At 70.7% G+C, this 26395-nt stretch carries 17 protein-coding genes; 10 read left to right on the forward strand and 7 right to left on the reverse strand.

What is annotated here, in order from left to right; all coding sequences use genetic code 11:
• The first annotated feature begins 44 nt into the window (after positions 1–44).
• The gene (locus tag ACQPYY_RS32690; RefSeq protein ID WP_379102499.1) at positions 45–521 is read left to right on the forward strand and encodes a winged helix-turn-helix transcriptional regulator; all 477 of its coding nucleotides are present in this window, start codon (positions 45–47) and stop codon (positions 519–521) included.
• 24 nt (positions 522–545) lie between these two features.
• Here the strand turns inward: ACQPYY_RS32690 and ACQPYY_RS32695 are convergent, their stop codons facing one another.
• Genes ACQPYY_RS32695 through ACQPYY_RS32705 form a run of 3 tightly spaced genes read right to left on the reverse strand, consistent with a single transcriptional unit; the run spans position 546 to position 2918 of the window.
• Complete coding sequence (locus tag ACQPYY_RS32695) at positions 546–1391, reverse strand: RNA polymerase sigma factor (protein WP_433592130.1); 846 nt, start codon at positions 1389–1391, stop codon at positions 546–548.
• Between the two features lie 55 nt (positions 1392–1446).
• A complete protein-coding gene (locus tag ACQPYY_RS32700) occupies positions 1447–2406 on the reverse strand; it encodes a haloalkane dehalogenase (protein ID WP_433594782.1) in 960 nt (319 codons plus the stop codon).
• Complete coding sequence (locus ACQPYY_RS32705) at positions 2403–2918, reverse strand: MarR family winged helix-turn-helix transcriptional regulator (RefSeq protein ID WP_379102503.1); 516 nt, start codon at positions 2916–2918, stop codon at positions 2403–2405. The genes ACQPYY_RS32700 and ACQPYY_RS32705 overlap by 4 nt, the downstream gene beginning before the upstream one ends.
• A 112-nt stretch (positions 2919–3030) precedes the next feature.
• Between ACQPYY_RS32705 and ACQPYY_RS32710 the strand changes: the two genes are divergently transcribed.
• Both ACQPYY_RS32710 and ACQPYY_RS32715 read left to right on the forward strand, forming a co-directional pair.
• Positions 3031–4713 carry a DHA2 family efflux MFS transporter permease subunit gene (locus tag ACQPYY_RS32710; RefSeq protein ID WP_433592131.1) on the forward strand — a complete coding sequence of 561 codons (1683 nt, stop codon included), beginning with the start codon at positions 3031–3033 and terminating at the stop codon, positions 4711–4713.
• Positions 4714–4814: 101 nt separating this feature from the next.
• Complete coding sequence (locus ACQPYY_RS32715) at positions 4815–5975, forward strand: zinc-binding dehydrogenase (protein WP_433592132.1); 1161 nt, start codon at positions 4815–4817, stop codon at positions 5973–5975.
• Between the two features lie 9 nt (positions 5976–5984).
• On the opposite strand, the gene ACQPYY_RS32720 is transcribed toward ACQPYY_RS32715, so the two are convergent.
• The 3 genes from ACQPYY_RS32720 to ACQPYY_RS32730 form a co-directional block, all read right to left on the reverse strand.
• On the reverse strand, positions 5985–7583 hold the full coding sequence (locus ACQPYY_RS32720) for a dynamin family protein (protein WP_433592133.1): 1599 nt from the start codon (positions 7581–7583) through the stop codon (positions 5985–5987).
• A gap of 277 nt (positions 7584–7860) precedes the next feature.
• Positions 7861–9708, reverse strand: a complete 1848-nt coding sequence (locus ACQPYY_RS32725) for a dynamin family protein (RefSeq protein WP_433594783.1) — start codon at positions 9706–9708, stop codon at positions 7861–7863.
• Positions 9709–9815: 107 nt separating this feature from the next.
• A complete protein-coding gene (locus ACQPYY_RS32730) occupies positions 9816–11732 on the reverse strand; it encodes an IniB N-terminal domain-containing protein (RefSeq protein ID WP_433592134.1) in 1917 nt (638 codons plus the stop codon).
• Positions 11733–12046: 314 nt separating this feature from the next.
• Here ACQPYY_RS32730 and ACQPYY_RS32735 point away from each other — a divergent pair, with 314 nt between their 5' ends.
• The 6 genes from ACQPYY_RS32735 to ACQPYY_RS32760 all read left to right on the forward strand — a co-directional run bounded on the left by ACQPYY_RS32735 (position 12047) and on the right by ACQPYY_RS32760 (position 22005).
• Positions 12047–13867, forward strand: coding sequence for an Hsp70 family protein (locus ACQPYY_RS32735; RefSeq protein WP_433592135.1), 1821 nt, complete (start codon positions 12047–12049; stop codon positions 13865–13867).
• Positions 13868–13943: 76 nt separating this feature from the next.
• Positions 13944–16832, forward strand: a complete 2889-nt coding sequence (locus tag ACQPYY_RS32740; protein ID WP_433592136.1) for a LuxR C-terminal-related transcriptional regulator — start codon at positions 13944–13946, stop codon at positions 16830–16832.
• Between the two features lie 43 nt (positions 16833–16875).
• Positions 16876–18015, forward strand: a complete 1140-nt coding sequence (locus ACQPYY_RS32745; RefSeq protein ID WP_433592137.1) for a hypothetical protein — start codon at positions 16876–16878, stop codon at positions 18013–18015.
• Positions 18016–18134: 119 nt separating this feature from the next.
• Positions 18135–19484, forward strand: coding sequence for a S1 family peptidase (locus ACQPYY_RS32750; RefSeq protein ID WP_379102517.1), 1350 nt, complete (start codon positions 18135–18137; stop codon positions 19482–19484).
• 186 nt (positions 19485–19670) lie between these two features.
• A complete protein-coding gene (locus ACQPYY_RS32755) occupies positions 19671–21014 on the forward strand; it encodes a S1 family peptidase (protein ID WP_433592138.1) in 1344 nt (447 codons plus the stop codon).
• Positions 21015–21177: 163 nt separating this feature from the next.
• Complete coding sequence (locus ACQPYY_RS32760; RefSeq protein WP_433592139.1) at positions 21178–22005, forward strand: NRDE family protein; 828 nt, start codon at positions 21178–21180, stop codon at positions 22003–22005.
• A 78-nt stretch (positions 22006–22083) separates the two neighbouring features.
• Here the strand turns inward: ACQPYY_RS32760 and ACQPYY_RS32765 are convergent, their stop codons facing one another.
• Positions 22084–22806 carry a hypothetical protein gene (locus tag ACQPYY_RS32765; protein WP_357284974.1) on the reverse strand — a complete coding sequence of 241 codons (723 nt, stop codon included), beginning with the start codon at positions 22804–22806 and terminating at the stop codon, positions 22084–22086.
• Positions 22807–23181: 375 nt separating this feature from the next.
• Here ACQPYY_RS32765 and ACQPYY_RS32770 point away from each other — a divergent pair, with 375 nt between their 5' ends.
• Positions 23182–26355, forward strand: coding sequence for a heterodisulfide reductase-related iron-sulfur binding cluster (locus tag ACQPYY_RS32770; protein ID WP_433592140.1), 3174 nt, complete (start codon positions 23182–23184; stop codon positions 26353–26355).
• Positions 26356–26395: the final 40 nt, after the last annotated feature.

Below are 26395 nucleotides of genomic sequence, written 5' to 3' on the forward strand. Positions count from 1 at the left end.
CGTTGTTGCTTGCATCACACAAGCGGATAAGTCACCCTGGAGTCATGTTGGGACGCATGTACGACGGGGAGGTCTGCTCGGCGGCGCGCACGCTGGAACTGGTCGGCGAGCGCTGGAGCCTGCTGATCGTGCGCAATGCCATGTTCGCGGGCATGACCCGGTTCACCGAGTTCCAGCGCGCGCTCGGCATCGCGCCGAACATCCTGACCAAGCGGCTCGCCGAATTCGTCGAGGCCGGGATCTTCGAGCAGCGCACCAACGGCGGCCATCCGGAATACCTGCTCACCGACAAGGGACTCGACCTGAAACCGGTCATCCTGGCGCTCACCGAATGGGGCGACCGCTGGGCCGCGCCGGACGGGCCGCCGGTCACCTACCGGCACACCGGATGCGGCGGGAAAGTCGCCCTGCGCCTGGAATGTTCGGACTGCGACGCCACCCCCGAGCTGTCGGACGTGACCGCGGAACTCGCGCCGTGGGCGTACGAAATGAAGTACGGGACCTCGGCGTCGCTCTCCTGACCGAGCCTCATCCCGGAGCGAACCTCACTCCAGGAGCGGGAACCGGCCCGAGGCCAGCAGCCCGGCGATGGCCTCCATCTTCGCCTGCGGCGCGGCGTAATCCGGGTGCGCGCCCAGCACGGCCGCGGCGTCGTGCAGCCGGATCATCTGCCGCTCCGCCTCCGCCACACTCCGCCCGCCCGGCGTCACCGGGTGCGCGGCGAAGGCCGGGCGCTTCGGATCCACCCGCCCCAGGTCGACGGCCTTCTCCACCCGCCGCGAGCACCGGCAGAACGCCTGCGGATTCGCCAGGCCACACGTCGACCGCAGGAAGTTGCCGAGCCGTTTCTTGGCCCGCTCCACCCGTTTCCGATACGCGGCCGGTGTCGCGCCGACGATCCAGGCCGCCTCCTCCGAGTTCACCTCGAACACATCGGAGAGCACGTACGCGACTCGTTCGTCACGCCCCAGGCATTGCAGCATCGCCTGACTGCAATTGAGGCGGACCTCATGGGTGAGCAGCGTGGCCTCCGGACCGCGATAGTCCTCCTCCGCCAAGCCGTCCCGCAGTCCCTCGCCGAACTCGTCGAGGCTGAGCTGCCGCTGCTCCTGCGGCGTCTGCCGCTTCAGATTCAGCAGATAGTTGACGCCGATGCGGTACGCCCAGGTGGTGAGCTTGGCCTCGCCCCGCCAGCTCGCCAGATTGCCGACCGCGCGCAGCAGGATCTCCTGGGTGGCGTCCTCGGCGTCGGCGGGGCGCCACACCATGCGCAGCGCCAGCCGGTAGATCGGATCCTGCAGCAGCCGAACCACATCCGCGACGGCGGCGCGATCACCGCCGACGGCCCGCGCGACGAGATCGCGCTCGTCGATCTCCGATCCGGTCTCCATACCGCCAGCATAGGGGCCGGGTCCGACATCGCGGGGCCGTCAGGCCGGCCGCCACTCAGGCGACAGCGGGCGCGGTGAGCAGAGCGTGCGCGCGCAACCAACCGGCGACAGCCAGGCCGATGGCGTCGGGCTGATCCTCCGGGCAGTGGTGCCCGGCCGGGCCGATGTTCGCGAGCTCGGCGGACGCGAAGGTGCGCACCGCCCACTCCATCGCCTCCGGCGAACCCAGGCCGACCCCGTCCTTGACGTGCATGAGCAGCTTGGGCACCTCCGGGCTGTCCGCCATCCAGGCGTCGTAGTTCTCGATGATGGCGACCACGTCGGCGGGCTCGCCGTCGAGCGGGAACTCCCTGGGCCACACCAGCATCGGCTTGCGCGACTCCGGCGTCGGGTACGGCGCGCGGTAGGCGTCGAGCGCCTCCGGGGTGAGGGTGCGGGTCGAGGCGGGCAGGTTGAACTCGATGAACATGTTCTTCTCCAGCACCATCTCCTCACCCTCGGGGGAACGGAAGCGGCGGAACAGTTCCGCGCCCTGCGGCGGCATGTCCGACCAGCTCATGGGACGCAGGAAGGTCTCCACCACGGCGATCCCGCGCACTCGCTCGGGATGGCGCGCGGCCCAGTCCATTCCGAGCGCGCCGCCCCAGTCGTGGCCGACGATGACGACCTGGTCCAGGCCCAGAGCCTCGAACCAGGCGTCCAGGTAGCGGGCGTGATCGACGAAGCGGTAGTCGCTGTCCGGCTTGCCGGAGGCGCCCATGCCGATGAGATCCGGTGCGAAGACGCGGGTTTCACCGCTCACGTGCGGGATCACATCGCGCCAGATGTAGGACGAGGTCGGGTTGCCGTGCAGGAAGACGACGGGGACGGTCCCGGCCGCGACGGGACCGCTGCCGGTGTCGGTGTAGTTGATGAACGAGTCCAGAACGTCGATGGTGGCCATCGTGGTGTCCTTCCGGGTGAGTTGCCTACACCTGGTTGGACACGCGCCGGAGCGGCTTGTGACAGCCCTCAGCTGTGACCTGGGTCATACATCGGCAGGGTGCCCGGCTTCATCGTCAGACCTGGGTGGACGCCCGGAGTGAGGCCGTTGCCGACGGCCAGGCGCTGCAGCATGGCCAGCATCCGCGGCCGATCCTCCGGTTCGAGCGGGGCCAGCAACTCGGCGTTCAGCTGTTCGGCGAGTTCGGCCGCACGGGCGATGGCCTCGCGGCCGGCGGGCAGCAGATGCACGGCGTGGGCGCGACGGTCGGCGGGGTGGCGGCGGCGCTCGACCAGACCCCGCTGCTCCAGGGCGTCGATCAGGCTGACCATGACATTGCGGTGGATTCCGAGCGTGTCGCACAGCTGCTGCTGGGTGCGGCCGTCATTGGCCTCGAGCAGCCGCAGTGTGCCGTACTGCGGGGGCTTGATCCCCAGGGGCGCGAGCAGCTGATCGAACCGGTACGCGGAATGCGATCCCAACTGTCCCAAGAGGAATGCGGGACTTTCGAACAGCGGCGAGTGCTGGGGATCGGCATCGGTCACCGGCACAGACTACAGCAATGCCCGAGCCATGATTGCCCTCTTGATTGATAATCACTTCAGGTGCATAGTTTGAAGCGGACCTCCACCCACACCGAATCGAAGAGAGTTCGCAGTGGATACCGACAACACCCCCACCCTCGATCCACGCCGCTGGATCGCCTTCACCGTCGTGCTGGCCGCGGGATTCATGGACCTGCTCGACGTCACCATCGTCAATGTCGCCGTCCCCAGCATCCAGAAGGACCTGGGCGCGGCCTACTCGCAGATCGAATGGATCATCGCCGCGTACGTGCTGTCCTTCGCGGCGGTGCTCATCACCGGCGGCCGTCTCGGCGACATCTACGGCCGCAAACGCCTGTTCCTGATCGGCGTCGCCGGATTCACCGCGGCCTCGCTGGCCTGCGGCCTGGCGACCTCGCCCGGCATGCTCATCGGCTCCCGGTTCGTGCAGGGCGCGATGGCCGGGCTCATGGTGCCGCAGATCCTGGCCATCATCCGGGTCACCTTCCCGAAGGACGAGCGCGCCAAGGCGATCGCCGTGTACAGCGGGGTCGGCGGGTCCGCGTCGGCGGTCGGGCTGTCACTGGGCGGGCTGCTCGTCGAGTGGAATCTGTTCGACCTGGACTGGCGGCCGATCTTCCTGGTGAACGTGCCGGTCGGGCTGCTCGCGCTGGGCGCGGCCGCCGTCGTCATGCGGGATTCGCGGTCCACGCACGCGCCGCGGCTGGACATCATCGGCATGGCGCTGGCCATCTCCGCGGTGCTGCTGCTGGTGTACCCGCTCACCGAGGGCCGCCGATTGGATTGGCCCGCCTGGACTTTCGTCATGATCGGGGCGGCGGCGGTGACCTTCGCGACCTTCCTGGTCTACGAGCGGTGGCGGGCCCGCACCACCGGGTCGCCGCTGATCGACCTGGAGCTGTTCCGGTCGCGGCCGTTCACGGTCGGCCTGGCCAGCTGGCTGCTGTTCTGGATCGGATTCGGCGGATTCTTCCTGATCTGGACCCTGTTCATGCAGGCCGGGCTCGGCTGGTCGCCCATGCGGGCCGGACTCACCTCGGCGTTCTTCGCGGTCGGCGCGGGCATCGGGGCGGGCGTCTCGGTGAGCACCCTCGCGCCGCGGTTCGGCAAGTGGGTGCTGCTGGGCGGCGGGCTGATCACCGCGGGCGGATTCGCCCTCTACGGTGCGCTCGCCACCCGGTACGAATCCGATTTCGCCTCCTGGCAGATGGTGTTCCCGCTGGTGGTGACCGGTATCGGATTCGGCATCGTGGTCGCGCCGACCATCGACATGCTGCTCGGGCAGATTCCCGACCGTGAGGCCGGGGCCGCGTCCGGGCTGCTGAACACCGGACAGCAGCTGGGGCTGGCGCTGGGTGTGGCGCTGGTCGGGATCCTGTTCTTCGGGCAGCTGGATCACGACTCGGCGCGCGGCGTGGATTCCGTTGCGGCACAGACCCGCACGGAGTTGGCCACCGCCGGGGTGCCGGACGGTGCGCGGGAGCAGATTCTCGCGGGCTTCTCCGCCTGCGTGCGGGACCGCTCCGGTGCGGTGGATCCATCGGTGGTTCCGCCCAGCTGCCAGTCGGCTCCCGCGGACCCCGCGATCGGCGGGATCCTGACGCGGGCGGGCGAAGACGCCAATGCGGTCAACTTCGCGCACACCTTCGAGTACACGCTGTGGTGGGGTATCGGGCTGATGGCCCTGGTCTGCGTCGGATTCCTGGCGCTGCCGCGCGACACCCGGCTCGAACAGCACGAGATGGCGGCCGAGGAGGACCTCGTCGGGGTCTGACCGCCACGCGCGCCGGCCGCCGGTTCGGGGAATTCCTCCGACCGGCGGCCGCTTCCGGGGAAGAATTCAGACGAATCACCGACTTCCGACAGGAGCCAGTCATGCGCGCGGCCGTGGTCAGTAAGGGCGAATTCCAGGTCGAGGACCTCCCGACTCCCGTGCCGGGGCCGGGCCAAGTGCTCATCTCCGTCACCCGCTGCGGCATCTGCGGCTCCGACCTGCACGCCCGCCTGCACTGCGACGAACTCGCCGACGTGGCCGCCGCCACCGGCTACGACCGGTTCATGCGGTCGGAACAGCGCGTCGTCATGGGTCACGAATTCACCGGGGAGATCGTGGAATACGGTCCCGGCACCCGGCGGCGCTGGAAGCCCGGCACCCCGGTGGTCGCCCTGCCGATCCTGCGCACCGGGCGGCAGCCCGAACTGACGGGACTGTCCGTGCACGCGCCGGGCGGCTACGCCGAACAGGTCCTGATCCAGGAACCCATGACCTTCCCGGTCCCCAACGGCCTCTCCCCCGACCACGCGGCCCTCACCGAACCCATGGCCGTGGCCTGGCACGCGGTCCGCAAGAGCCGGATCACCAAGGGCCAGACCGCTTTCGTCATCGGCTGCGGGCCGATCGGCCTGGCCGTCATCTCCATGGCGAAGGCCGCGGGCGTCCACACCGTCGTCGCCAGCGACTTCTCCCCCCGCCGCCGGGAACTGGCCGCGGCCTGCGGAGCCGACGTGGTGGTCGACCCTGCCACCGCGTCCCCGTGGGAGTCGACTCCGAAGAAGTCCCGCATCACGGGCGCCGCCGACATTCTCAACCTCGGCTTCGACGCCATGGAACGCCTGCGCCGCATCCCCGCTGTTCCGTGGTGGTACCTGTTCCGCGCGGCCCACACGCTCCAGCGCGGGCCCTCCGGTCCGGTCGTCTTCGAATGCGTCGGTGTCCCCGGCATCATCGACCAGATCCTCACGGCCGCACCGCCGTTGACCCGGGTCGTGGTCGTCGGCGTGTGCATGCAGCAGGACGCGTTCCATCCCGCCACCGCGATCAACAAGGAGATCGAGCTGCGCTTCGCGCTCGGCTACGACCCGGGCGAATTCCGCGACACCCTGCACATGATCGCCGACGGCAAGGTGGACCCGTCACCGCTGATCACGGGCACCGTGGGCCTCGACGGTATCGACACCGCTTTCGCCACCCTCGCCTCCCCCGAGCACCACGCCAAGATCCTCATCGACCCGCGCAGCGACCGCACCGCGCCCTGACCGGGGACGTTATCGGCCGGGGCGCAGGGCCGGGAACGGGGTCGTCGGGGGCTCGTGCAGGATTTCCAGCAGGCCCTCGGCGCTGCGCGCGGCGGTGAGGCAGGCATTCGCGGTGAACTGATCGGCCAACGGGTGGCGGGCCCGGTTCCGCCACTTCTGAACCGCCGCCAAGGCCGCTTCGCGCTGGGTGGGGACGTCGGTGTGGGCGGGCAGGCCCAGGCGGAGGGTGGGGGCCACGCCGGTGCCGCCGATCAGGCGGTTGAGTTCCGCGAGATCCTCCGGGGGCAAAGGGAGTTCGTCGGAGCGGAGGTGCGACAGCAGACGTAGTTCGGCGAAGCCGTGGACGTCGGCCAGCAGGGTGCGGACGCGCGGGAGCAGGACGTCGGCCGGGGAACCTTGATTGGCGGCGAGAATACGGGCCAGCGCGGTCAGCGCCGAGTGGGCCTTCAATTCGTCCGCGCGCTGGGCGAATTGAACATCCAGGACGGTGCGGAGTTCGTCGAGGCCGCTGCGGCTGGAGAGTTCGGCGGCCAGCGCCTGCGAACCGCGGACACCCAGGCGGATCAGGGTGACGGCCAGCCGGATACCGAACAGGCCGAATCGCGCGGCCAAGTGGGCGCGCAGGTCGGCGGGGACCGGGAGGGGCAGGTCGGGGTGGGCGAAACGGTCCGCCGACAGCAGGGCGGTGGTCAGGTCGTCGACGGGGATGGCGGCCAGCGCCTCGAAGGCGTCGTACTCCCGCTGCCGGAGGGTGGCGGCCGCGAAGGCCAGCAGACCCGCCACCGGAATCACCGACTGGCACAGGCCCGTTCGCTCCAGTTCCGTCGCGAAACGGGAGGCCACATCGCGCGCCGAATGCAGGGCGTCGATGCGGCCCGCACCGATCTCATCGGCCCGCGACACCACGCCGACCACACCCAGCGGCCCCGAGAAACCCTGCGGCGCACTGCTATTACCGCTGTGACCGCCGCCGATCCGCTCCAGGAAATCGACATCGGCGGCGTCCAGGCGGCGCAGGAGATAGAGCACGGCGTCGGCGGGCGGCAGCGCCGGACCCGGGCCGCCGGGGGTCAGCAGCCGCGACGTGCGGGCCGACACCTCCCGCGACAGCGACGAGATGCCGGGGGTGTCGATGATGGTGGTCTGCGCCAGTTCGGCCGACGGCCACTCCACCGCCAGCTGATCCACCTCGCGCGGAGCCGGCGAATTCCAGCGCAGCGCCGACAGATCGAAGGTGAGACCGTGCGCGCCGGGCAGCCCCTCGGCCCCGCGGCCACGACGCACCACCACATCGGCGCGGGCGCCGTCCACGCTGTACGCGGTGACCCGGGGCGCGGTCCCATTGCGATACCAGGTGACCAGGCGGGTGCACTCGGTGGCGTCGGTGGGCGCGATGTCCTGCCCGACCAGAGCGTTCAACAGGGTCGACTTGCCCGCCTTGAGCTGACCCGCCAGGGCCACCCGCAGCGGCTCGTCCAACCGCCGCGCGCACTCGTCCAGTTGAGCCCGCACCCGCGGCTGCTCGCCGAGCGCCCGTCTGGCCGCGGCCAGCAGCCCGCGCGTCTCCGGTACCAGCCCGTATCCGACACCGCTCGCGTCGTCCCTCATAGGCTCCCGATTCCGAAGCACACCGCACCTCCACGCATCCGCAAGGCATTCGCCGGGACACGCGGAATCGTTATCAGACCCCGCCGGGTCTCACAGCCGATTCCCAGTCCCGGGCATCGGCCCGCGCCGCCCGGGAACGCGACTCCGTCCGCCACACCCTGATCTTGCCCGGCCCGGAGCGAATCCCCCCGACCCGGCCTCGGTGTGCCGCACCGGCCGGCGCCCGGGCCTCCCCGCGCGCACCAAGCCCCCCTGCGGCTCGGCGCGCGCGACGGGTTCAGCGCGCGGCGGGCGGGAGCTGGGGGTGATTGCCCGGCGGCAGCGCGCCGGGCGACTCCGGGCCGAGGAGCGCGCCCGCGTGGCGGCGGAGTTCCCCCACGACGTGCAGGCGGCGTTCCAGTTCGGCGGCCCGCTCGGTGCGGCGCGCGGCCTCCACGTTGGCGGCCTCCTGGGCGGCGCGCAGGGACTCGTCGATGGAGCGCAGGGTGCGGTCGGCGATGGCGGTGAAATGGTCGCGCAGCAACCGGTGGATGCGGTGCAGGCGGTCCTTGGTCTCCTTGCCGCTGTGGAAGGCGATGTCGTCGAGATAGCGGCGAACCGCCATCTTGGCGTCGGCGCGGCGCTTGGCCAGGCGGGCCTTCTTGTCGTCGCTGAACGCCTTGCCGCCCAGCAGGACTCCCGCGCCCAGTGAGAGCGGATTGATCAGCGCCATCCCCGCCATGGTGCCGACCATGCCCGCCATGATCACGCCGCCGTACGAGCCGCGCACGCCCACCAGCAGCTTGTGGCTCAAGCCCAGATCCGGTTCCAGATCGGCGAGGGTGCACGACCCGGTGCGGGAGTCGTCGTCGAGGGTGTCGCGGACCTCGGGCAGATCCACCGCGCCCAGATCGGTGAAATGGGTGGCGACCCGCTCGGCCAGTTTCACCGCCCGGGTGCCGGTCCACACCAGGTTGTCCCCGACCGCGGAACCGACGGTGGCCGTGAGCCATTCGTCCATGCTGTCCCAGTGCTTGCCGGGATCGTGGTCGTCGATCCAGTCCTCGGCGGTGCGGGAGATGTCCCGCAGCCGGTTGCGCAGATCATGGTCGATATCGCCCGCCAGATCGGTGATGCCGTCGCCGAGGGTCTGCTGCCACGCCGCGGTGTGGCGGTGCAGCTTCTCCGCCTCCGCCTTGGCGGCGTGCAGTTCCCGGATGGCGGCCGCGCCACGGGCCGGATCCCGCAAGGCGACCAGCTCACTGCCCAACGCCAGCGCGAGATGCTCCGCGGCGGAGGAGATGTCGAGGGCGACCGCGCGCTGCATGGCCGCCTGGTCCCGCGCCACCACCTGCTCCCGCAGGAACTGGAAGACCAGACCGAACCCGGACTCGCGGCCGAGCCCCTCGTCCTGCAGGCGCATGGCGTGGGAGCGCAGCACCGCCGAGACCGGCAGGATCGGCATCTCGATCTCATTGGCACGCAGATGCTTCCGGTTCGCCTCGAACACCTGCCGCCAGTGCGGGTACAAATCGATCTTGGTGACCAGCACCGCGACGGCCGGGCACAGTTCCCGCACCTGCCGCAGGAAGTCCACCTCGGGATCGGTCAGCTCGGTGGAGGCGTCGGTGAGCACCAGCACGGCGTCGGCGGCCGGAGCCTGCGCGAGAACGCCTGCCGCGCCGGTGGTTCCGTGCGCGCCCAGTCCGGGCGTGTCCACCACCACGATGCCGTCGGCGAGCAGCTGACTCGGGGCCTCGAGTTCGACGCGGAGCACGGCGCGGCCCTGCGGGCTGCGGGCGGTGAGCGCGGGGACGGCCTCGAACGGCACCGCCTCCCGGGTGTTCTCGCCGCCGTCCGCGCCCGCCGCGACCACCGTCGCGCGCGGCTGCGGACCGTAGGACAGGACGGTGGTGACGGCGGTGGCGATATCGTCGGCGACCGGGCACACATCCAGATTGACCAGCGCGTTGACGAATCGGCTCTTGCCCTGATTCCCCAAGCCCGCCACCAGGATCCGGCGGCGCGGATCGCGCACCTTGCCCGCCACCGTCTCCAGGCGCGCGACCAGGTCGCCGCGTTCCGCGGCCCGCGCCACCGCGATGGTCTCCGAGACCATCGTCAACAGCGGATTCGCCGCCACCATGCCTGTCACAGCTTGCTCACCGACCTGCTCCAGCCGTCCGTGTTCCGAGTGCACCGTCGAGAGACTGTCGCTCACCACGGCGAACCCGCGGTGAGCGACCCCTCGCGTCACGAGTGCAGGATGTCGCCGACGACATCGCCGCCCGCGTGCGCCCCGAGATCCACCCCGGTGTGCGCGCCACCGTCGCCGAACAGCGACGCGTCCGGACCGGTGGTGTGCACCCCGCCGCCGAAGGCCTGCGAAACATCCACTCCGGCCCAGGGATTCGCACCCGCGCCGTGCAGCCCGGCGTCCACCGCGCTGCCGCCGTGCACCCCGGCATCCAGACCGGTCCCGACCTGGGCCCCGCCGCCGACCTGCGTCGCCCCGGTGACCCCGGTGTCGAGCCCGGCCACCGCGTTCCCGACCCCGGTCAGCCCGGTGCCGAGACCCGCGCCGACCTGCGTACCCGCACCGACCGCCGAGTGCACCCCGGCATCCAGACCGGTCCCGACCTGAGTCCCGGCGCCGACAGCGCCGTGGAGGCCGGTGTCGAGCCCGCCCTGCACACCGGTGCCGATTCCGGTCGCCGCACCGCCCACGCCGGAAATGCCTGTCTCCAAACCACTTCCGACCTGCGCGCCGAGCCCGGTACCCACAGTCGCCGCGCCATTGAGCCCGGTCTCGAGCCCCGCGCCGACCTGCGTACCCGCACCAACCGCGGTGTTCAGCCCGGCGTCGAGACCCGTACCCAGCTGCGCACCGGTGTGCAGCCCGGTGTCCAGGCCCGCCCCCAGTTGCGTCCCGAGGTCCGCACCGGTGTGCAACCCGGCGCCCAGGCCCGCACCGAGCTGTGTCCCGAGGTCCGCACCCGTGTGCAACCCGGCGTCGAGGCCCGTGCCCAGCTGCGCACCCGTGTTCAGGCCGGTCTCGAGACCCGCGCCCAGCTGCGTGCCCGCGCCGACCGCGGTGTTCAGCCCCGCGCCGAGACCGCCGCCCAGCTGCGTGCCGAGATCCGCGCCCGCCTGGAGTCCGGTGTTCAGCCCCGCGCCCAGCTGGGTTCCGGCGCCGACAGCGGTGTCGACGCCCGCGCCGAGCTGGGTGCCCGCGCCGAGGAGGGCGTCGGCCGCGCCGGAGAGGCCGGTCTCCAGGCCGGTGCCGACCTGGGTGCCGAGAGCGGCCCCGGTGGTCACCGCGCCGTTGAGGCCGGTCTGCAGACCGACGCCGGTGTTGAGGGCGCCGTTCAGGCCGGTCTGCAGGCCCGCGCCCGCGGTGGTGACGGCGTTGACGGCGGTGGAGAGTCCCGCGCCGAGGCCGGTCTCCAGGTCGGCGGCGGTGGTGATCGCGCCGGTCAGGCCGGTGGCGAGGTCCGCGCCACCGTGGGCGACCGCGTCGAGCGCGCCCTGCAGGCCGGTTTCCAGGCCCGCGCCGGCCGCCAGGCCGCCGGTGAGGGCGGAGGTCAGGTCGGCGGCGGCCTGGGCGCCGAGGACACCGCCCAGATTGGCTTCGACACCGGCCGCGACGTCGGCGGCCGCGCCGAGCGCACCGCCGAGTCCGGCGGTCAGGCCCGCGCCGAGACCGGCGGCCGCGTCCACGGCCGCGCCGACGCTGTTGGCGAGCCCCAGCTCCAGCCCGGCACCGACCTCGGTGCCGAGGTTGACCTGGGTGGCGGCGAGGGTGGCGGCCCCGAGGTTCAGAGCCGCGTTGTCGACGAGACCGGCGCCCACGTTCGCACCGACTCCGGTGGCCGCGCCCACGCCGGCGTTCGCGCCGAGGCCCGCGTCCGCGCCGAGCCCGGCGTCCAGACCGGTGCCGGCGCCGAGGCCGCCGGCCCCGCCCGCGGCGATGATGCTCGACAGCTGCGAACCTCCGGCAACCAGCGCGGATTCCGCCACCATCGGCGCCACGGCCGCGATGTCCTCCGGGGTCACGGTGTCCAGGCCGGCGGCGGCGAGGGCCGCGCCCGGATTGGTGCAATAACTGACGGCGGCCTCGTGGTCGCGCAGCAGGTTGAGGATGAACTCGAGAATTGCGTTGGGGCTCATGATCAATCGTCTCCCTGGTGGGGCGGGCCCCGTTGACCCGCACTGCTCGAATTGACTTTCCTGTTGGGAAGACGAGTTGTTACGCGTGCGGGGTGAACTCCCCCACTTTCCCCATCGACCACCTTGGGGGTCCTGCGAACATTAGGGGAATTTCCCCAAACCTGCCGGGGAATCGGTAACGAGAACCCCCCAGCAACCGACAGGCTCGGTGGGCCGCCCGGCCTAACAGAGGGTTTTCAGACATATCGGACCAAGAGCTTTCGAGCGGCACGCGCAACACCCACCGCGTGTCCGGTAATGACAGGGGAACTCGAATGAGTCAGGGGCTGGCGCTCGGCATCACGGTCGGGTCGTCGAACACGGTTGCCGTGACAACTTCGGGGGGACAACACAAGCTCCATACCCGACCCAGCACGCTGGGCGCGGAGACGGAGGTTCCGGAGAGTTTCCTGTCCCGGGTCGGGGACCCCGTGGACATCCGCACCCGCGACGGCTCCGTCGTCCGGGCCGCGGACCTGGTGGCGACCATCATCGGCCGCGTGGTGACGGATATGGGCCCGGCGGGCGCCTCGGTCGCCTGCTACCCGGCCTGGTGGTCGCAGCACACCGTGGAAACGCAGCGGACCGCGCTGGACGAGGCCGGACTGGGCGAGGTCGCCCTGGTCCCGGAACCGGCGGCGGCCATGCGCTGGCTACAGGACGTGCACGGCTCCAGCCGTGACGGCGCGATGGTGGTGTACGACCTCGGAGCCACCGGGCTGACCGTCTCGGTGGCGCGCACGGGCGCCATGTCGGGCCTGCGCGGCGAACCGGTCCGCAGCACCGCGGTGGCGGGTTCGGAATTCGATCTGCTGACGATGAGATATGTCCTCGCCTATGCGGTCGGCGAAAAAGATTTCGATCCTTTCGACCCGGAAGTGGAACAAGAATTGTCGGCGCTCCGGGAACGCTGCAAAATTGCGAAAGAAACTCTCTCCACAAATACCGCCACCATGGTGCCGGTGCGTTTGCCCATGCTCGGCGTCGCCGATGTGCGACTGGTTCGCGACGATATCGAGGAGCTGCTGCGGGGTCCGCTCCTCGGTTCGACCGACCTGGTCCGCGAGGCGCTGCGCCGCGCCGGACTGACCGCCGCCGATCTGGACGGCTTCCTGCTCACCGGCGGCGGCGCGAGCATCCCGCTGGTAACCGAGGTGCTGTCCACCGAGTTCGGCATCCCGGTCGCGGCCGCCGCCGACCCGGCCCACCTGAGTGCGCACGGCGCGGCCCTGCTGGCCGCCGACCTGCTCGCCGACATCACCGAGACCGAGGCCCACCCGGCCATCGCGATCGGCGGCCCGACCTACGCCGAGGCCGACGGCAGCACCACACTCATTCCGCCCCGGACCGCCGCGGGCGTGCCCCGCCGCATCGGGGGCGGCTCCCTACCCGAACCCGCCGACACCGCTCCGCCTGCGGTCGCCGGACCCGAGACGACGACGGAACCCGCTGTGGCTCCGCGTATCCCGCTGCTGCCCGAACTGCCCGTCGAGGAACCCCGGAGCGGCTTCCGGCACTGGAAGCGGCTGGCCGTGTTCGGCGCGGCCGCCATCGCGGTGGCCGCCGTGGCGACCGGCACGCTGGCCATGGGCACCGGCGACCGGTCCACCCCCGCGAATCCCGCGGGCACACCGGCCCCTTCGACCTCGGCGGTGGCCCTGGACAAGGCCGCGCCGAACGGCGGGGCCACCCCCTCCGGCACGCCCGCCGCAGCCGTGCCGGGCAGTCCGATCGCCGCGGTGAACTCGCCGCAGCAGCCCGGAGCCACCCAGCCGGGCGGCGCCCAGCCCGGCACGCCGGCCGCCGGCGACCCCGTGGGCGCTCCGGCCGCCCCGGGCGGCCAGTCGGATACCCCTGCCCAGCAACAGAATCCGGCACCGGACCAGTCGTCGCAGACCCAGCAGGCGCAGCCGCAACCCGCGCCGCAGACCCAGCCGCAGCCCGCCCCGGCGCAGCAGCAGCCGCCGGTGCAGACCATGCAGCTGCCGCAGCCTCCCGTGCCCGCCCCCGTGCAGGTGCCGGCGCCCCAGCTCCCGACGGGAGCCTTGAACAACGCCGTCGACGGACTCGGGAAAATTCCCGGTACGCACGGCTGAGAGTTGGTTCCTCGTGACAGGCGTTACCCCAGTCGCGCTCGATTCACTTCCGGGCGCGCGAGAGATATTCCGGGACTTGGATTCCGGCGACTCCGGTGCGGTGCTGTACCTCATCCGCGGCCGTTCCGGCACCGGTAAGTCCACCCTGCTGGGCGCGATCCGGGCGCGGCTGCGCGCCCGCGGCGTCACGCTCACCGACCATCCGGCGCAGGCCCCGCGTCCCGGCGGCGCGGAGACCGGCCGCCCCCGGACCGCCCTGGTCGTCGACGACGCGCACACCCTCGGCGCGGCCGAGTTCGATCTGCTCCGCGCCGCAGCCGAATCCGGGGAGTTCCCGGTCGTCATCTCGCTGCGCTCGCGGCCGCACGACGCCCGGCTGCGCGCGCTCACCGATCTGGTGGCCCGCCGCGGCCGCGTGATCGATCTGCGCGCCCTGGGCGCGACCGAGATCGCCCCGTTCGCACGGGAATTGGGCATGATGGTGCCGCGCGGGCTGGCCCAGCACATCCATCGCCAGACCGGCGGCATCCACGGCGGCGTGGTGGCCGCCCTGACCGCCGCCTGCGCGACCCGCCTGGACGCGGGCGTGACGGCCGTCGATCAAGCGGTGACCGCGTGGGCCCGGACCCGGCTCGACGACTCCGACCCGGACCTGCTCGACGCCCTGGTGGTGGCCGCCATCGGCGCGGGCCTGGACACCGGCGAACTGACCGAGGTCCTCGACCTCTCCTCCGCCGACGCCCAGAGTCTGGTGGACCGGGCCCGGGGCAGCGCCCTGGTCACCGATGCCGATCTGCTGCTGGCCCCGGCGGTCGCGCCGCTGCGCACCCTCGTCGGTGACCGCCGTTTCCTGACCGTCGCCCGCCGCCTGCTGCACGCCCGCCTGGACGCCGGACTGCTGCGCGACCACACCGCGCTGCTGCTCGCCGAATCCGGGCTCCGCGACGAGCGGCTGGCCGGGTTCCTGTGCGCCGCCGCGGAACGCGCCGGTGACGAGGCCGTCCGCTACTACGCGTCCGCGGCCGCCGCCGGTGCGGACCCGGAGGCGCTGGCGGTCCGCTGGGCCGACGCCGCGGCCCGCAGCGGCGACGGCGACACCGCGCTGCGCCTGGCCGAACCCAGCCTGGCGAATCCGTCGATCCCGCTCACCGATCTGGCCGTCGCGGTCCGTGTCTGCGCGGGCGTCTGGACCCGGCGCGGTCTGGCCGATCGAGCGGCGCAGCTCTACACCTGGCTCGGGCCCGCCCGGGTGGGCGCGGACTGGGCGGTGGCGGCCACCGTGCTGTGCCTGTCCGGCGATGTCCGAGGCGCACAGGCCCTCTCGGTCAATGCCGGGCAGTGGCCGCCCACCGAGGCGACCTCACGGGCCGCGTCCATCGCGCACGCCCTGTCCGATTCGATCGGATCGCCCGGAGCCCAGACGGCCCAGCGCCCCCACGCCACGCAGCACGGAGTGGCCGCGTCCGGAGCGCTCGGCGGCGGGCGTTCCGGGACCGGACAGCCGTCGCCCGGCGCGGCCGGCAACGGTCGCACCGGAACCGAATACTCCTCGGCGCCCGCGTCTTTCCACCGCCCCGCGCCGGGGACCGACCCGGCCCGCGGCGCGTACGACGCGGTCGCCGCGCGCAATGGCGGACCCGGCGGTGCGGGTGCGCTCGCCGCCGGTGACCACCGCGGCCACACCGTCACGGGCGCCCGACCGCCTTCGCCGGCACCGGTCAGCGACTTCGGAACCGTCTCGGCCCCCACCGGTTTCACCGCGGAGATGCGGGCGGTCCCCCCGGCGACCCTCGCCGGGCAGCGTTTCGCCAATCCGGCGCAGGCCCGCCGCGGTGCGGCCGTGTCGGCGGCATCGGCGCTGATCCACGCGGCGCACTCCGGTCCGGCCCCGGCCGACGACGGCGGCGACCGCTTCCTGCCGTGCTCGGCGGTGTCGATCGCGGTGCTGCTGTGCCTGAGCATGGGCGACCCCCGCCGCGCCGCCGACGCCCTGCGCGGCGCGAGCCCCACGCCGCAGAGCCTGGTGCTCGGCGCCTGGGTGGCCATGCTGGGCGGCGACGAGCATTCGGCCGCCACCCTCATGTCGGAAGTGCCGGTGGCGGAACTGGATCCGCGTGATCGCCTGCTCGCACACGGCGTGATCGTCGGCCTGGCCCGCCGCAGCGGCGACCATGCCGCGCTGGCCCTGGCCTGGCAGCAGGCCTACCCGCTGTTCGACGAGGTCGGCGCGGACCTGCTGGCGCTGCTGCCCATCGGCGAACTGTGGCTGGCCGGAATCCGTTTGCGCGACGAGGCGCGGATGACCGCCCTGGTGACCGGCGCCGACGAACTGCTGCGCCGCCTCGGCGAACCGCCGGTCTGGTCGAATGCCTTCCACTGGTACGCGATTCAGGCCGCCATCGCCCAGGAGAGCCCGGAAGCGCTGCTGCCGCACGCCCATCGGCTGAAGACGGCCGCCTCGGCGGGCGATCCGCAGGCCGCCGTGCTGGCCGACGCGGGCCGCACCTGGGTGCTGGTGCTGCGCGGACAGGTGCTGCGGGATCGGGTCGAGGGCGCGGTGGCGCGACTGGCCGGGCTCGGCTTGCGCTGGGACGCGGCCCGGCTGGCCAGTGAGGCCGCGCTGGCGGCGAGCGACGCCGCCACCGCGACCGCCCTGCTGAAGCTGGCCCGCACGGTGCGCGCGCAGTCCCGGCCGCCGGAATCGCCGGTCCGGGTGCCCGAGCCCGCGGCCCCGCAGGCGCGCCCGGAACCGGTCACCGATACCGTGCTGAGCGAACGCGAACGCGAGGTGGCCGAACTGGTGCTCCTGGGTTTGACGTACCGGGAGATCGGGGCCCGGCTCTACATCTCGGCCAAAACCGTGGAACATCACGTGGCCCGGATGAGACGTCGAATCGGTGCGGGGTCGCGTTCGGAGTTATTGTCAATGCTCCGCGCCATGGGTCACGGTTCACTCCTGGTCTGATCCGGGCGCGGAGAGACCGGACGCACCGAGTGAGGTAACGAGGATGGCCACTGGCGTGGGCCTGCGGATCGCGGACGACGAATCCGTCGTAGCCGTGGTGACCGGCGACGACGCCACGCTCCCGGTGCATTACACCGTGCGTGAATCGGTGCTGCACATGTCCGACGACGGGGACGCCGTGCTGGGCGGGGACGCGCCGGAGGGCTATTCGCACTCCATTCGCGGCTTCGTCGGCGCGGTCGGCGACCCGGCCGGGCTGCCGGTGGACGACGGCGAGGCGTACCGCGCCGAGGACCTGATGGCCACGGCGGTGTTCTGCCTGATCAGTCAAGCCGCCGAACACCTCAACGGGCCCGCCGAGTTCTATCTCGCGCATCCGACCGGCTGGACCGACCCGCACGTGCGCTCGCTGCGCGAGGCCCTGGACTACCTGGGCCTGAAGTCGGTGGTGCTGGTCAGTGAGCGCGACCTACCGCAGGCGGACGCGGAGACCGGCAAGACCCTCGCCTACAACGCGGCCCGTGCGGCCCTGGCGGCGGTGCTGTCCACTCCGGCCGGGCTGACCCCGCCCGATGCCACCGCGTCCGCCGTGAACGCCGCCGACGTCACCGATGTGCTGCCCGCGCTGAAGTCGTCCGAGCCACTGGCGCAGGCGTATTCGGCCGCGGTCGCGGCGGTTCCGGCCGCCACCGCCGCCGAGCCGGTGGTCACCCGGTCGATTCCGGCGGCCGCGGTCACGCACGCGCCCCGGGCCTCCCGGGGCCCGTACATCATCGCCGGGGCGGCCGCGCTGATCGGTTTGCTGCTCGGTGGCGTCGGAGTGGCGGCGGTGTTGCGCCAGGACGACTCCACCCCCGGCCCGCCGCGCGGCGAGGTCCGCAACGAACCGGACGCCACCGCGGGGGTCGCCCCGCCGCTGCTACCGCCGACCGGTTCGCTGCATCCGACCGCGGCCGCGCCCGTCGATCCGGCCGATGCCCCGGTGACCTCCGAGGCGCCGACCACGACGCCGCCGACGACCACTCCGGAGCCGACGACCACCCTGCCGCCGGTTCCGGCGACCACGGTGCCGCCCACCACCACCCGCCCGTATCCGCCGATCTATCAGAATCCGCCGGTACCGACATTCGGCCTGCCGCCGGCTCCGGTGCTGCAAGACCCGTGGGGACAGAGTCAGCGCTGATTTCGTAGCGACCATCCGAGGTTTGTGCCCTAAAGTGGTGCGCTGACCGACCTTCCGGAAGGTAACCCGGAACCTTTCCCCGCCGAAGCCGGTCTGCTGGTGCACTACGAAGGGACTCCATGCGCAAGTTCATGGCGCGCCGCGCCGCGGTCCGAGCAGCCACCGTCGCCGTTGCCTCGACCGTTCTCATCGGGCCCCTTCTGAGCACCGCCACCGCAGACCCGGCCTCCCCGGATCAGCTTGCCGCCGAGAGCCTTCCGGCCGAACTGGTGACCGCCATCCAGCGCGATCTGAAGATGACTCCGGCCGAATACCTGGACCGCGCGGCCAAGGCCCAGCAGTTGCGGGACTACGCCAGCGAATTTCGCACCCAGCGCCCCGACGACTTCGCGGGCGCCTGGATCGGGACCGACGGCAAGCCGGTCCTGGCCGTCACCTCCCTCGACGCCGCCAAGGTCGCCGCGGCCGCCGGATACCAGACCCGGCTGGCCCCGATCAGCGCGGACGGCCTGGAGAACTCGGTCGATCAGCTGAACCAGTGGATCACCACGCTGCCGCGGGAGATCTCGGGCGCGATCAATTCGGTGGCCATCGACTTCCTCAACAGCCAGCTGGTGCTCAGCGTCGCCAACACCCCGGGCGGCCATTTGCTGAATCTGCCCACCCTGATCGCCAATATCAAGGTGATCCTGTCGCCGAACTCCGGTGGCCCGGTGGAGCGGCGGCCGATGGGCGGCGACACCTACATCACCGCGCCGACTCCGCTCGACACCTCGCTGCACGGGGTGGATGTGTGCTCGTTCGGATTCAACAGCGTCGATTCCGCGGGCAATGCGCTGAACATCAGCGCGGGGCATTGCAATCCGAATGTGGACAAGGGCACCGGCGCCGAGGTGTACCTGCCGAATGTCAAAAACCTGTTGTCCAGTCCGAAGGTCGGCACTTTCGTCACCTCGAACCTGGGCGGCAGCAGCGCGCTGGACTATTCGGTCATCAAGCTCAATGACGACGCGGTGAAGGCGGGCATGGATCAGCCGTCGGTGCGCGGCGCCAACGGCACCACCCTCACCATTACCGGTGTGGCCGACCCGATCACGGGCGCGCCGGTCTGCAAGTCGGGCCAGTCGTCCACGTTCACCTGCGGTTTCGTGGTGGCGGACCGGGTCGAGACCCAGCTCTACACCACCGAGGGCAATTCGAAGACGATCCGCGGCTTCGCCTCCAGCGCCTGCACCCTGGGCGGTGACAGCGGCGGCGCCATCGTCACCGGCACCCTGGCGCTGGGCATCACCAGCGGCTCCAACGCGGCGGACGCACCGAACTGCAACGAGGCCAACACGCAGCTCGCGCAGTACGGCGGCACCGCGTCGCTGGGCATCCCGCTGCGCCCGATTCTGAACGAAATCGACGCCAATTCGGGCGGCGGCGTCGGCAGCGGAATTCAGGTGCGGACTCGCTCGCACACGTGAGTGATTCACTTCGTGCGTGATTCATGCCGAGTGACGGATTCGCGGCCCGGTGCGACGGGCCGCGAAAATCGGACATCCCCCGCATTGGGGGGCCAATCTCCCATGCCTGCCGTTTGCTCTGCGAATACCGAAACGTCATCTGGCAATAAGTAGGCATAACGGGCCGGACACCATATAGTCGGGGCCATGCTCCTGCCACGTATGCGCGCCTCCATGCCTGCCGCGGGCCGACGCCCACGGTCCCTTGTCCGAACTGCGGCGATCGCGGCTACCGCGGTTCTCGTCGCCGGACCCTTGGCGGCGAGCGCGCATGCGGAGCCCGAGACCCCCGCGACCCCGAACCTGCCGGCCGAGCTGATCAACGCGATCACCCGTGACCTCAAGATCTCCCCGCAGGACTACCTGAACCGCGCCGACGTCGCGCAGAAGGTGGCCAGCTTCGCCACCACCGCACAGCGCCAGTTCCCGGATGTCTTCGGTGGCGCCTGGCTGGACGAGACCGGCAAGGCGATCGTGGCGATCGCCCCCGGCGACGCGCACGAGCAGGCTCGCAAGGCCGTGCAGGACGCCGGCTTCACCGCCAAGGACGTCGCCAAGAGCGAGACTACCCTGCGTGGCGAGAAGAACGCCTTCCAGCAGTGGCTCAAGGACCAGCCGGAGTCGGTGTCCAAGTCGATCCGCGGCGTGGCCGTCGACACCCTGAACAACAGCATCGCGGTCCGCGTGGACAAGGCCGACATCCCGCTGCCCGGTTTCGTGGACCCGGCGCGCGTCATCGTCATGGCCGCCCCGCCGGTCGGCGGCGAGGGCCAGGACGTCCCGAAGGCCGCGGAGATCGCCGGAGCCGGCCCGCGCGCCATGGCCGCCGGTGACGCCTTCGCCTCGGTGGCCGGTCGCATGTCGCTGCGCTGCTCGCTGGGCTTCAACGGCGTGGACGGCAACGGCAATGTCGTGAACATCACCGCGGGCCACTGCAACCCGAACATCCCCGCCACCGGCGGCGCCAACTCCCCCGGCGTGTTCCAGCTGGTCGGCGAGAGCATGGGCCCGCAGATGGGCTCGTTCCAGAAGTCGGTGCTGGGCAACCAGGACTACTCGATCGTCGGCATCAACGACCAGTTCCGGGACAGCTTCTCCAACCCGCTGGTGAGCGTCCCGAACGCGGCCCCGATCACCGTCACCGGTGTGGCCGTCCCCGTGGTGGGCGCTCCGGTCTGCAAGTCGGGCGCGCGCGCCGGCTTCAGCTGCGGCGTGGTGAACGCCGTCGACCAGACCGTCCAGGTCGGCGACCGCCTGCTCACCCAGTCGTTCTCGTCGAATATCTGCGCCCTGCCCGGTGATTCGGGCGGCCCGCTGGTGACCGGCACCCTGGCTCTGGGCATCTCCAGCGCCTCCTCGGTCGCCGACTACCCGATCTGCGAGATCCCGAACCTGATCGGTCTGATCACCGGCAACACCCCGCAGCTGTTCGCGCAGCCGATCAGCACGGTGCTCTCCGACAACCCGGGTCTGCGGGTGCGCACCAGCTAGGCACAGCATCCTTGGAAAGGCCGGTAGCTCAACCGCTACCGGCCTTTTCGCTTTCTTGGGTACCGGGGGCCCTCCGAGGGGCAGCGATGGGGCGGTGGGTAAGCAGTGGGACGGGAGTGACCGGGCGTGGTCGCGGCCCGGCCGCTTCGGGCATCCTGGAGTCATGTGTTTGGCGTTGCTCGGCTGGCGAGCGCATCCGGACTACCGGTTGATCCTCGCCGCCAATCGGGACGAGTTCTTCACCCGCCCAACGGAATCGCTGCGCCGCTGGGACGAGGTGCCGGGCCTGCTCGCGGGCCGGGATCAGGGTGCGGCCGGTCCGGTGCCCGGCACCTGGCTGGGCGTGCTGCCCGACCGGCACCGCGTCGCCACGGTCACGAATGTGCGGCTACCCGGCGAGTTCCGCACCGACGTCCGCTCCCGCGGCGCGCTGCTGATGGATTTCCTGCGCGGCGACGCGGTGCCGGAGAAGTTCGCGCGCGGCATCGCGACCGCCCCCGACGACTACAACGGCTTCAATCTGCTGGTCTCGGATCTGGAAACGCTGTGGTGGCACAGCAATCGGAGCGAGGGCGGCCCCCGGGAACTGCCGCCCGGCTTCCACGGCGTCTCCAACAACGCACTGGTCGGTTCGCTGACACCGGACGGCACGGTCGTCACCGACACCGATGCCCCCGTGTGGCCGAAGGTCCGCAATGGCGTGCGCGCGCTGGCCGCGGTGCCGCCGGGCGATGTCGCGGGCTACCTCGGGGTGCTGGCCGACCGCACCGCGGCCCCCGCCGCCGAACTGCCCCGCACCGGCCTCGACCGGCTCACCGAACGCTCGGCCTCGGCGCGTTTCGTCAACCATCCCGTGCACGGAACCCGCTGCAGCACAGTCCTTCTGGTGCGCGAGGACGGACGCTACGTGATGACCGAGCGCACCTTCGCCCGCTTCGGCCGCCGCCGCGACACCGTGGTGTTCGAGGGCCGGATGGACCTCCCCGCCTGACAAAGCACCAGGCCCGCCTCCGACGAGCGAGGCGGGCCTGGTGTTCGAACTTGCCGGGGCGATGCCCCGGCGACGTCACTAGTTCGGGGTGACCTGCTGCTGGGCAGCGGGAGCCCACTTGGTGGTGCCGTCCGGCGCCTGCATGGTGTTCAGCAGATCGATACCGGCCGCGACCAGGGTCGGGCCACCCGCGGCGATGGTGCCGAGGATGCCGCCGATGCCGGCGCCCGCGACCAGACCCGGCACGCAGCCGGCGACGATGGTCACAACGCAGCCGATGATCGCGCCGAGGGCGGTGCCCACGAAGCTGCCGATGCCCAGCGCGAGGCTGAACTGGGTGGAGAAGTAGCTCATCGCCTTCTGGTTCTCGTCAGAGGAGGCGATCGGCTTGGCGGAGGCGACCGGCGCGGCGGCCAGCACCTGGGTGCCGGGGTTGAAGTCGGCCGGCTTCTCCGGAACGACCTCGAGCACCTTGCCGTCTTCCTTGACCTCGGACTTGACCGGGATCTGGGTGCCCGCCGCGGTGTAGGACAGCGGGAACGAGATCACGACCGCGCCCTGCTGATCCTTGACGTTGACCACCGTCTGCTTCGGGTCCTCGGGCGTCGCGCCGTCCTGCTGCGCGAGTTCGAAGGTGCCGTTCTTCAGGGTGGAGACGATCGTCTTGCCGTCGACCAGCTTGGTGGAGTAGTTGATTCCAGCAGGCTGTGCAGGAGCGTTGTCGGCGTGAGCGGTCGTCATCCCGATGGTCATTGCGCCGATGACCAGGGCAGCAGCCGCAGTGGTACTGCGAAGCTTCATTTGGTTGGTTTCCAATCCGTCATCAGGTATCCGCTGTGCGCTCTTCGCCACGCGAGGCCCGGCTTCCCTCGGGCCATGCCTCTACGCGCTAGGACGAGTCCTCCCCGAGCATGTGAAGACGCGCACAGCTGTCGGACAGCGTGAGCCTAGTCGATCACATTACGATTTGCGAGATTGGTTTCTTTCTGCACGCCACCATCTTTAGAAGTAAGCCTGCCCTTGGTTAAGGGCGTGATTTGCCGGGATTTACGGTGTGGGAAACCCTGGACAACTAAGTTACCGGTGGGTAACTTACCGTCCATTAGGATACGAGCATCTCGAGGCGTACCAGGCTGCCTCGCGAAACGCTCGGAGAACCGTAAGAGAGGTCGCGACATGAATGCCCTGACAGTGACGCTGGGCACGATTGGGGCGGTGTTCACAGTCTTCTGTTGGGCATCGTTCATCGGAGGCGTGCGAAATATCGCGCGCACCATCATGGTCGGGCAGTCCGCGCCCGATCGCTGGCGGCCGTTCTTCCCCCGCTTCAAGACCATGATGGTGGAGTTCATCGCGCATACGCGCATGAACAAGTTCCGCACTGTCGGCTGGGCGCACTGGCTGGTCATGATCGGCTTCCTGCTCGGCTTCATCCTGTGGTTCGAGGCCTACGGCCAGATCTTCGACCCCGAGTTCCATTGGCCGATCATCGGCGGCTGGGGCATCTACCACCTGGTCGACGAAATCCTCGGCATCGGAACGGTTGTCGGCATCGTCGTGCTGATCGTCATCCGCCAGCTGAACCACCCGCGGGTGCCCGCGCGCCTGTCGCGCTTCAGCGGCTCGAAGTTCGCGCCCGCCTACGTGATCGAGTCCATCGTCCTCGTCGAGGGCCTCGGCATGGTCTTCGTGAAGGCCGGCAAGATCGCGACCTACGGCGAATCTCACACCTGGAGCGACTTCTTCACCGAGCAGGTCGCCAAGCTGCTGCCCGAGTCGATCGCCCTGGTGTCGGTCTTCGCGTTCATCAAGCTCTGCTCCGGCGCGCTCTTCCTGTTGCTGGTCGGCCGCAATGTCACCTGGGGTGTCGCGTGGCACCGCTTCGCCGCGTTCCCGAACATCTACTTCAAGCGTGAGGCCGACGGCGACGTCGCCCTGGGTGCGGCCAAGCCGATGATGTCCAAGGGCAAGCCGATCGAGATGGAGACCGCTGATCCGGACAATGACACCTTCGGTGTCGGCAAGTTCGAGGACTTCTCCTGGAAGGACATCCTCGACGTCACCACCTGTACCGAGTGTGGCCGTTGCCAGTCGCAGTGCCCGGCCTGGAACACGGGCAAGCCGCTCTCGCCGAAGCTGTTGATCATGTCGCTGCGTGATCATGGTTACGCCAAGGCCCCGTACCTGCTGGCCGGCGGCCGCAAGGACATGGGTGGCGACGAGATCGGTCTGGTCGATGCCGAGGGCAAGCCGAACGAGCGCGCGCTGGCGCAGATCTCGGAGGCCGCCCGCGCCGAGGCGGAGCGTCCGTTGGTCGGTGGCGAGGATGTCAACGGCATCATCGATCCGGAGGTGTTGTGGTCGTGCACGACGTGTGGCGCCTGTGTGGAGCAGTGCCCGGTGGATATCGAGCATGTCGATCACATCATCGATATGCGCCGCTATCAGGTGTTGATCGAGTCGGAGTTCCCCTCCGAGCTGGCGGGTTTGTTCAAGAACTTGGAGAACAAGGGCAACCCGTGGGGTCAGAACGCCAAGGATCGCCTGAACTGGATCTCCGAGGTCGACTTCGAGGTTCCGGTCTTCGGTAAGGACGCGGACTCCTTCGACGGCTACGAGTATCTGTTCTGGGTGGGTTGCGCGGGCGCGTATGAGGACCGCGCGAAGAAGACCACCAAGGCTGTCGCGGAGCTGCTGGCGACCGCGGGCACCAAGTTCATGGTGCTCGGGCAGGAGGAGACCTGCACCGGTGATTCGGCTCGCCGCGCGGGCAACGAGTTCTTGTTCCAGCAGTTGGCGATGCAGAACATCGAGTTGCTGAACTCGGTGTTCGAGGGTGTCGAGCAGGCCAAGAAGAAGATCGTCGTGACCTGTGCGCATTGCTTCAACGCGCTCAACAACGAGTATCCGCAGGTGGGTGGCACCTACGAGGTGGTGCACCACACTCAGCTGCTGAACCGTCTGGTGCGGGGCAAGGCGTTGGTGCCGGTGTCGCCGGTCGCGCAGAACGTGACCTACCACGACCCCTGCTATCTGGGCCGGCACAACAAGATCTACAACGCGCCGCGTGAGTTGATGGAGGCCTCGGGCTCGACTCTGGTCGAAATGCCGCGTCACGCCGAACGTTCCATGTGCTGTGGTGCCGGTGGTGCGCGCATGTGGATGGAAGAGCAGCTCGGCAAGCGCATCAACATCGACCGGGTCGACGAGGCGCTCGACACGCTCAAGGGCGGCAACGAGCCGTCGATGATCGCGACGGGTTGCCCGTTCTGCCGGGTCATGCTGACCGACGGTGTGACCGCCCGTAAGGACGGCGGCGAGGTCGGTCAAGGCGTCGAGGTCGTCGATGTCGCGCAGCTGATGTTGCAGTCCATCAACCGTGTGGACGCCGCGACCCTGACCGAGAACTTGAAGGTCATCCAGACCCCCAAGGCCGAGCCCGAGCCGGAGCCCGCTCCGGAGCCGGTCAAGGCCGCGGTCGCGGTCGCGCAGGCTCCGGCCGAAGCCGCCCCGAAGGCCGCTCCGGCCGGTGGCGGCCTGGGCATGAAGGGTGGCCTCAAGCCGCCGGGCGGCGGCAAGGGCCTGGCCATGAAGGGCGGGCTCAAAGCTCCGGGCGCGAAGACCGAGGCTCCCGCCGCCGATGCCGCTCCGGCGGCCGAGGAGACCGCCGCCCCGGCTCCGGCCAAGGGCCTCGCCATGAAGGGCGGCCTCAAGGCCCCCGGCGGCAAGGGTCTGGCCATGAAGGGTGCCGCCAAGGCTCCCGGCGCGAAGGCCGAAACCGCTTCCGCCGCCGCGGCTCCCGCCGAGGCCGCTCCGGCCGAGGCCGCCGCCGCTCCGGAGGCTCCGGCCGCCAAGCCGGGCGGGCTCGCCATGAAGGGTGGCCTGAAGGCTCCTGGCGGCAAGGGTCTGCAGATGAAGGGCGCCGCCAAGGCTCCGGGCGCCAAGCCCGCCGCCGCGGCCGCCCCCGTCGAGGCTCCCGCGGCCGCCGCTCCGGCTCCGGCCGCCGAGGCTCCCGCCGCCCCGGCCGCGGAGGCCAAGCCGTCCATCGCGCCCAAGGGTCTGGCCATGAAGTCGGGTCTGAAGCGTCCCGGCCCGAAGGCTCCGGGCGCCGCCGCTCCGGCCGCCGCCGCGGCGCCGGAAGCGCCTGCGGCTCCGGCCGATTCGGCTCCGGCGGCCGCTCCGGCGCCCGAGGCCGAGCCCGCCGCCCCGGCCGAACCGGCCGCGTCGGAGAGCAATGGCGTCTCGGAGAGCAATGGCGCTTCGGAAGGCAATGGCGCGACGCCGCCCGCCGCGAAGCCGGGTGGTCTGGGCTTCAAGTCGGGCATGAAGGCTCCGGGCCGCAAGAATTAGGCTCCGGCCCGAAACACCGGGCTGCCGAACCTGATTGACC

Source organism: Nocardia sp. CA-145437, from assembly GCF_050956485.1.
GTDB lineage: Bacteria > Actinomycetota > Actinomycetes > Mycobacteriales > Mycobacteriaceae > Nocardia.

Coding starts and splice junctions, on each gene's coding strand:
- ACQPYY_RS32690 (WP_379102499.1), top strand. CDS start 45: ATGTTGGGACGCATGTACGACGGGGAGGTCTGCTCGGCGGCGCGCACG.
- ACQPYY_RS32695 (WP_433592130.1), bottom strand. CDS start 1,391: ATGGAGACCGGATCGGAGATCGACGAGCGCGATCTCGTCGCGCGGGCC.
- ACQPYY_RS32715 (WP_433592132.1), top strand. CDS start 4,815: ATGCGCGCGGCCGTGGTCAGTAAGGGCGAATTCCAGGTCGAGGACCTC.
- ACQPYY_RS32720 (WP_433592133.1), bottom strand. CDS start 7,583: ATGAGGGACGACGCGAGCGGTGTCGGATACGGGCTGGTACCGGAGACG.
- ACQPYY_RS32725 (WP_433594783.1), bottom strand. CDS start 9,708: ATGGTGGCGGCGAATCCGCTGTTGACGATGGTCTCGGAGACCATCGCG.
- ACQPYY_RS32730 (WP_433592134.1), bottom strand. CDS start 11,732: ATGAGCCCCAACGCAATTCTCGAGTTCATCCTCAACCTGCTGCGCGAC.
- ACQPYY_RS32735 (WP_433592135.1), top strand. CDS start 12,047: ATGAGTCAGGGGCTGGCGCTCGGCATCACGGTCGGGTCGTCGAACACG.
- ACQPYY_RS32745 (WP_433592137.1), top strand. CDS start 16,876: ATGGCCACTGGCGTGGGCCTGCGGATCGCGGACGACGAATCCGTCGTA.
- ACQPYY_RS32750 (WP_379102517.1), top strand. CDS start 18,135: ATGCGCAAGTTCATGGCGCGCCGCGCCGCGGTCCGAGCAGCCACCGTC.
- ACQPYY_RS32755 (WP_433592138.1), top strand. CDS start 19,671: ATGCTCCTGCCACGTATGCGCGCCTCCATGCCTGCCGCGGGCCGACGC.
- ACQPYY_RS32760 (WP_433592139.1), top strand. CDS start 21,178: ATGTGTTTGGCGTTGCTCGGCTGGCGAGCGCATCCGGACTACCGGTTG.
- ACQPYY_RS32765 (WP_357284974.1), bottom strand. CDS start 22,806: ATGAAGCTTCGCAGTACCACTGCGGCTGCTGCCCTGGTCATCGGCGCA.
- ACQPYY_RS32770 (WP_433592140.1), top strand. CDS start 23,182: ATGAATGCCCTGACAGTGACGCTGGGCACGATTGGGGCGGTGTTCACA.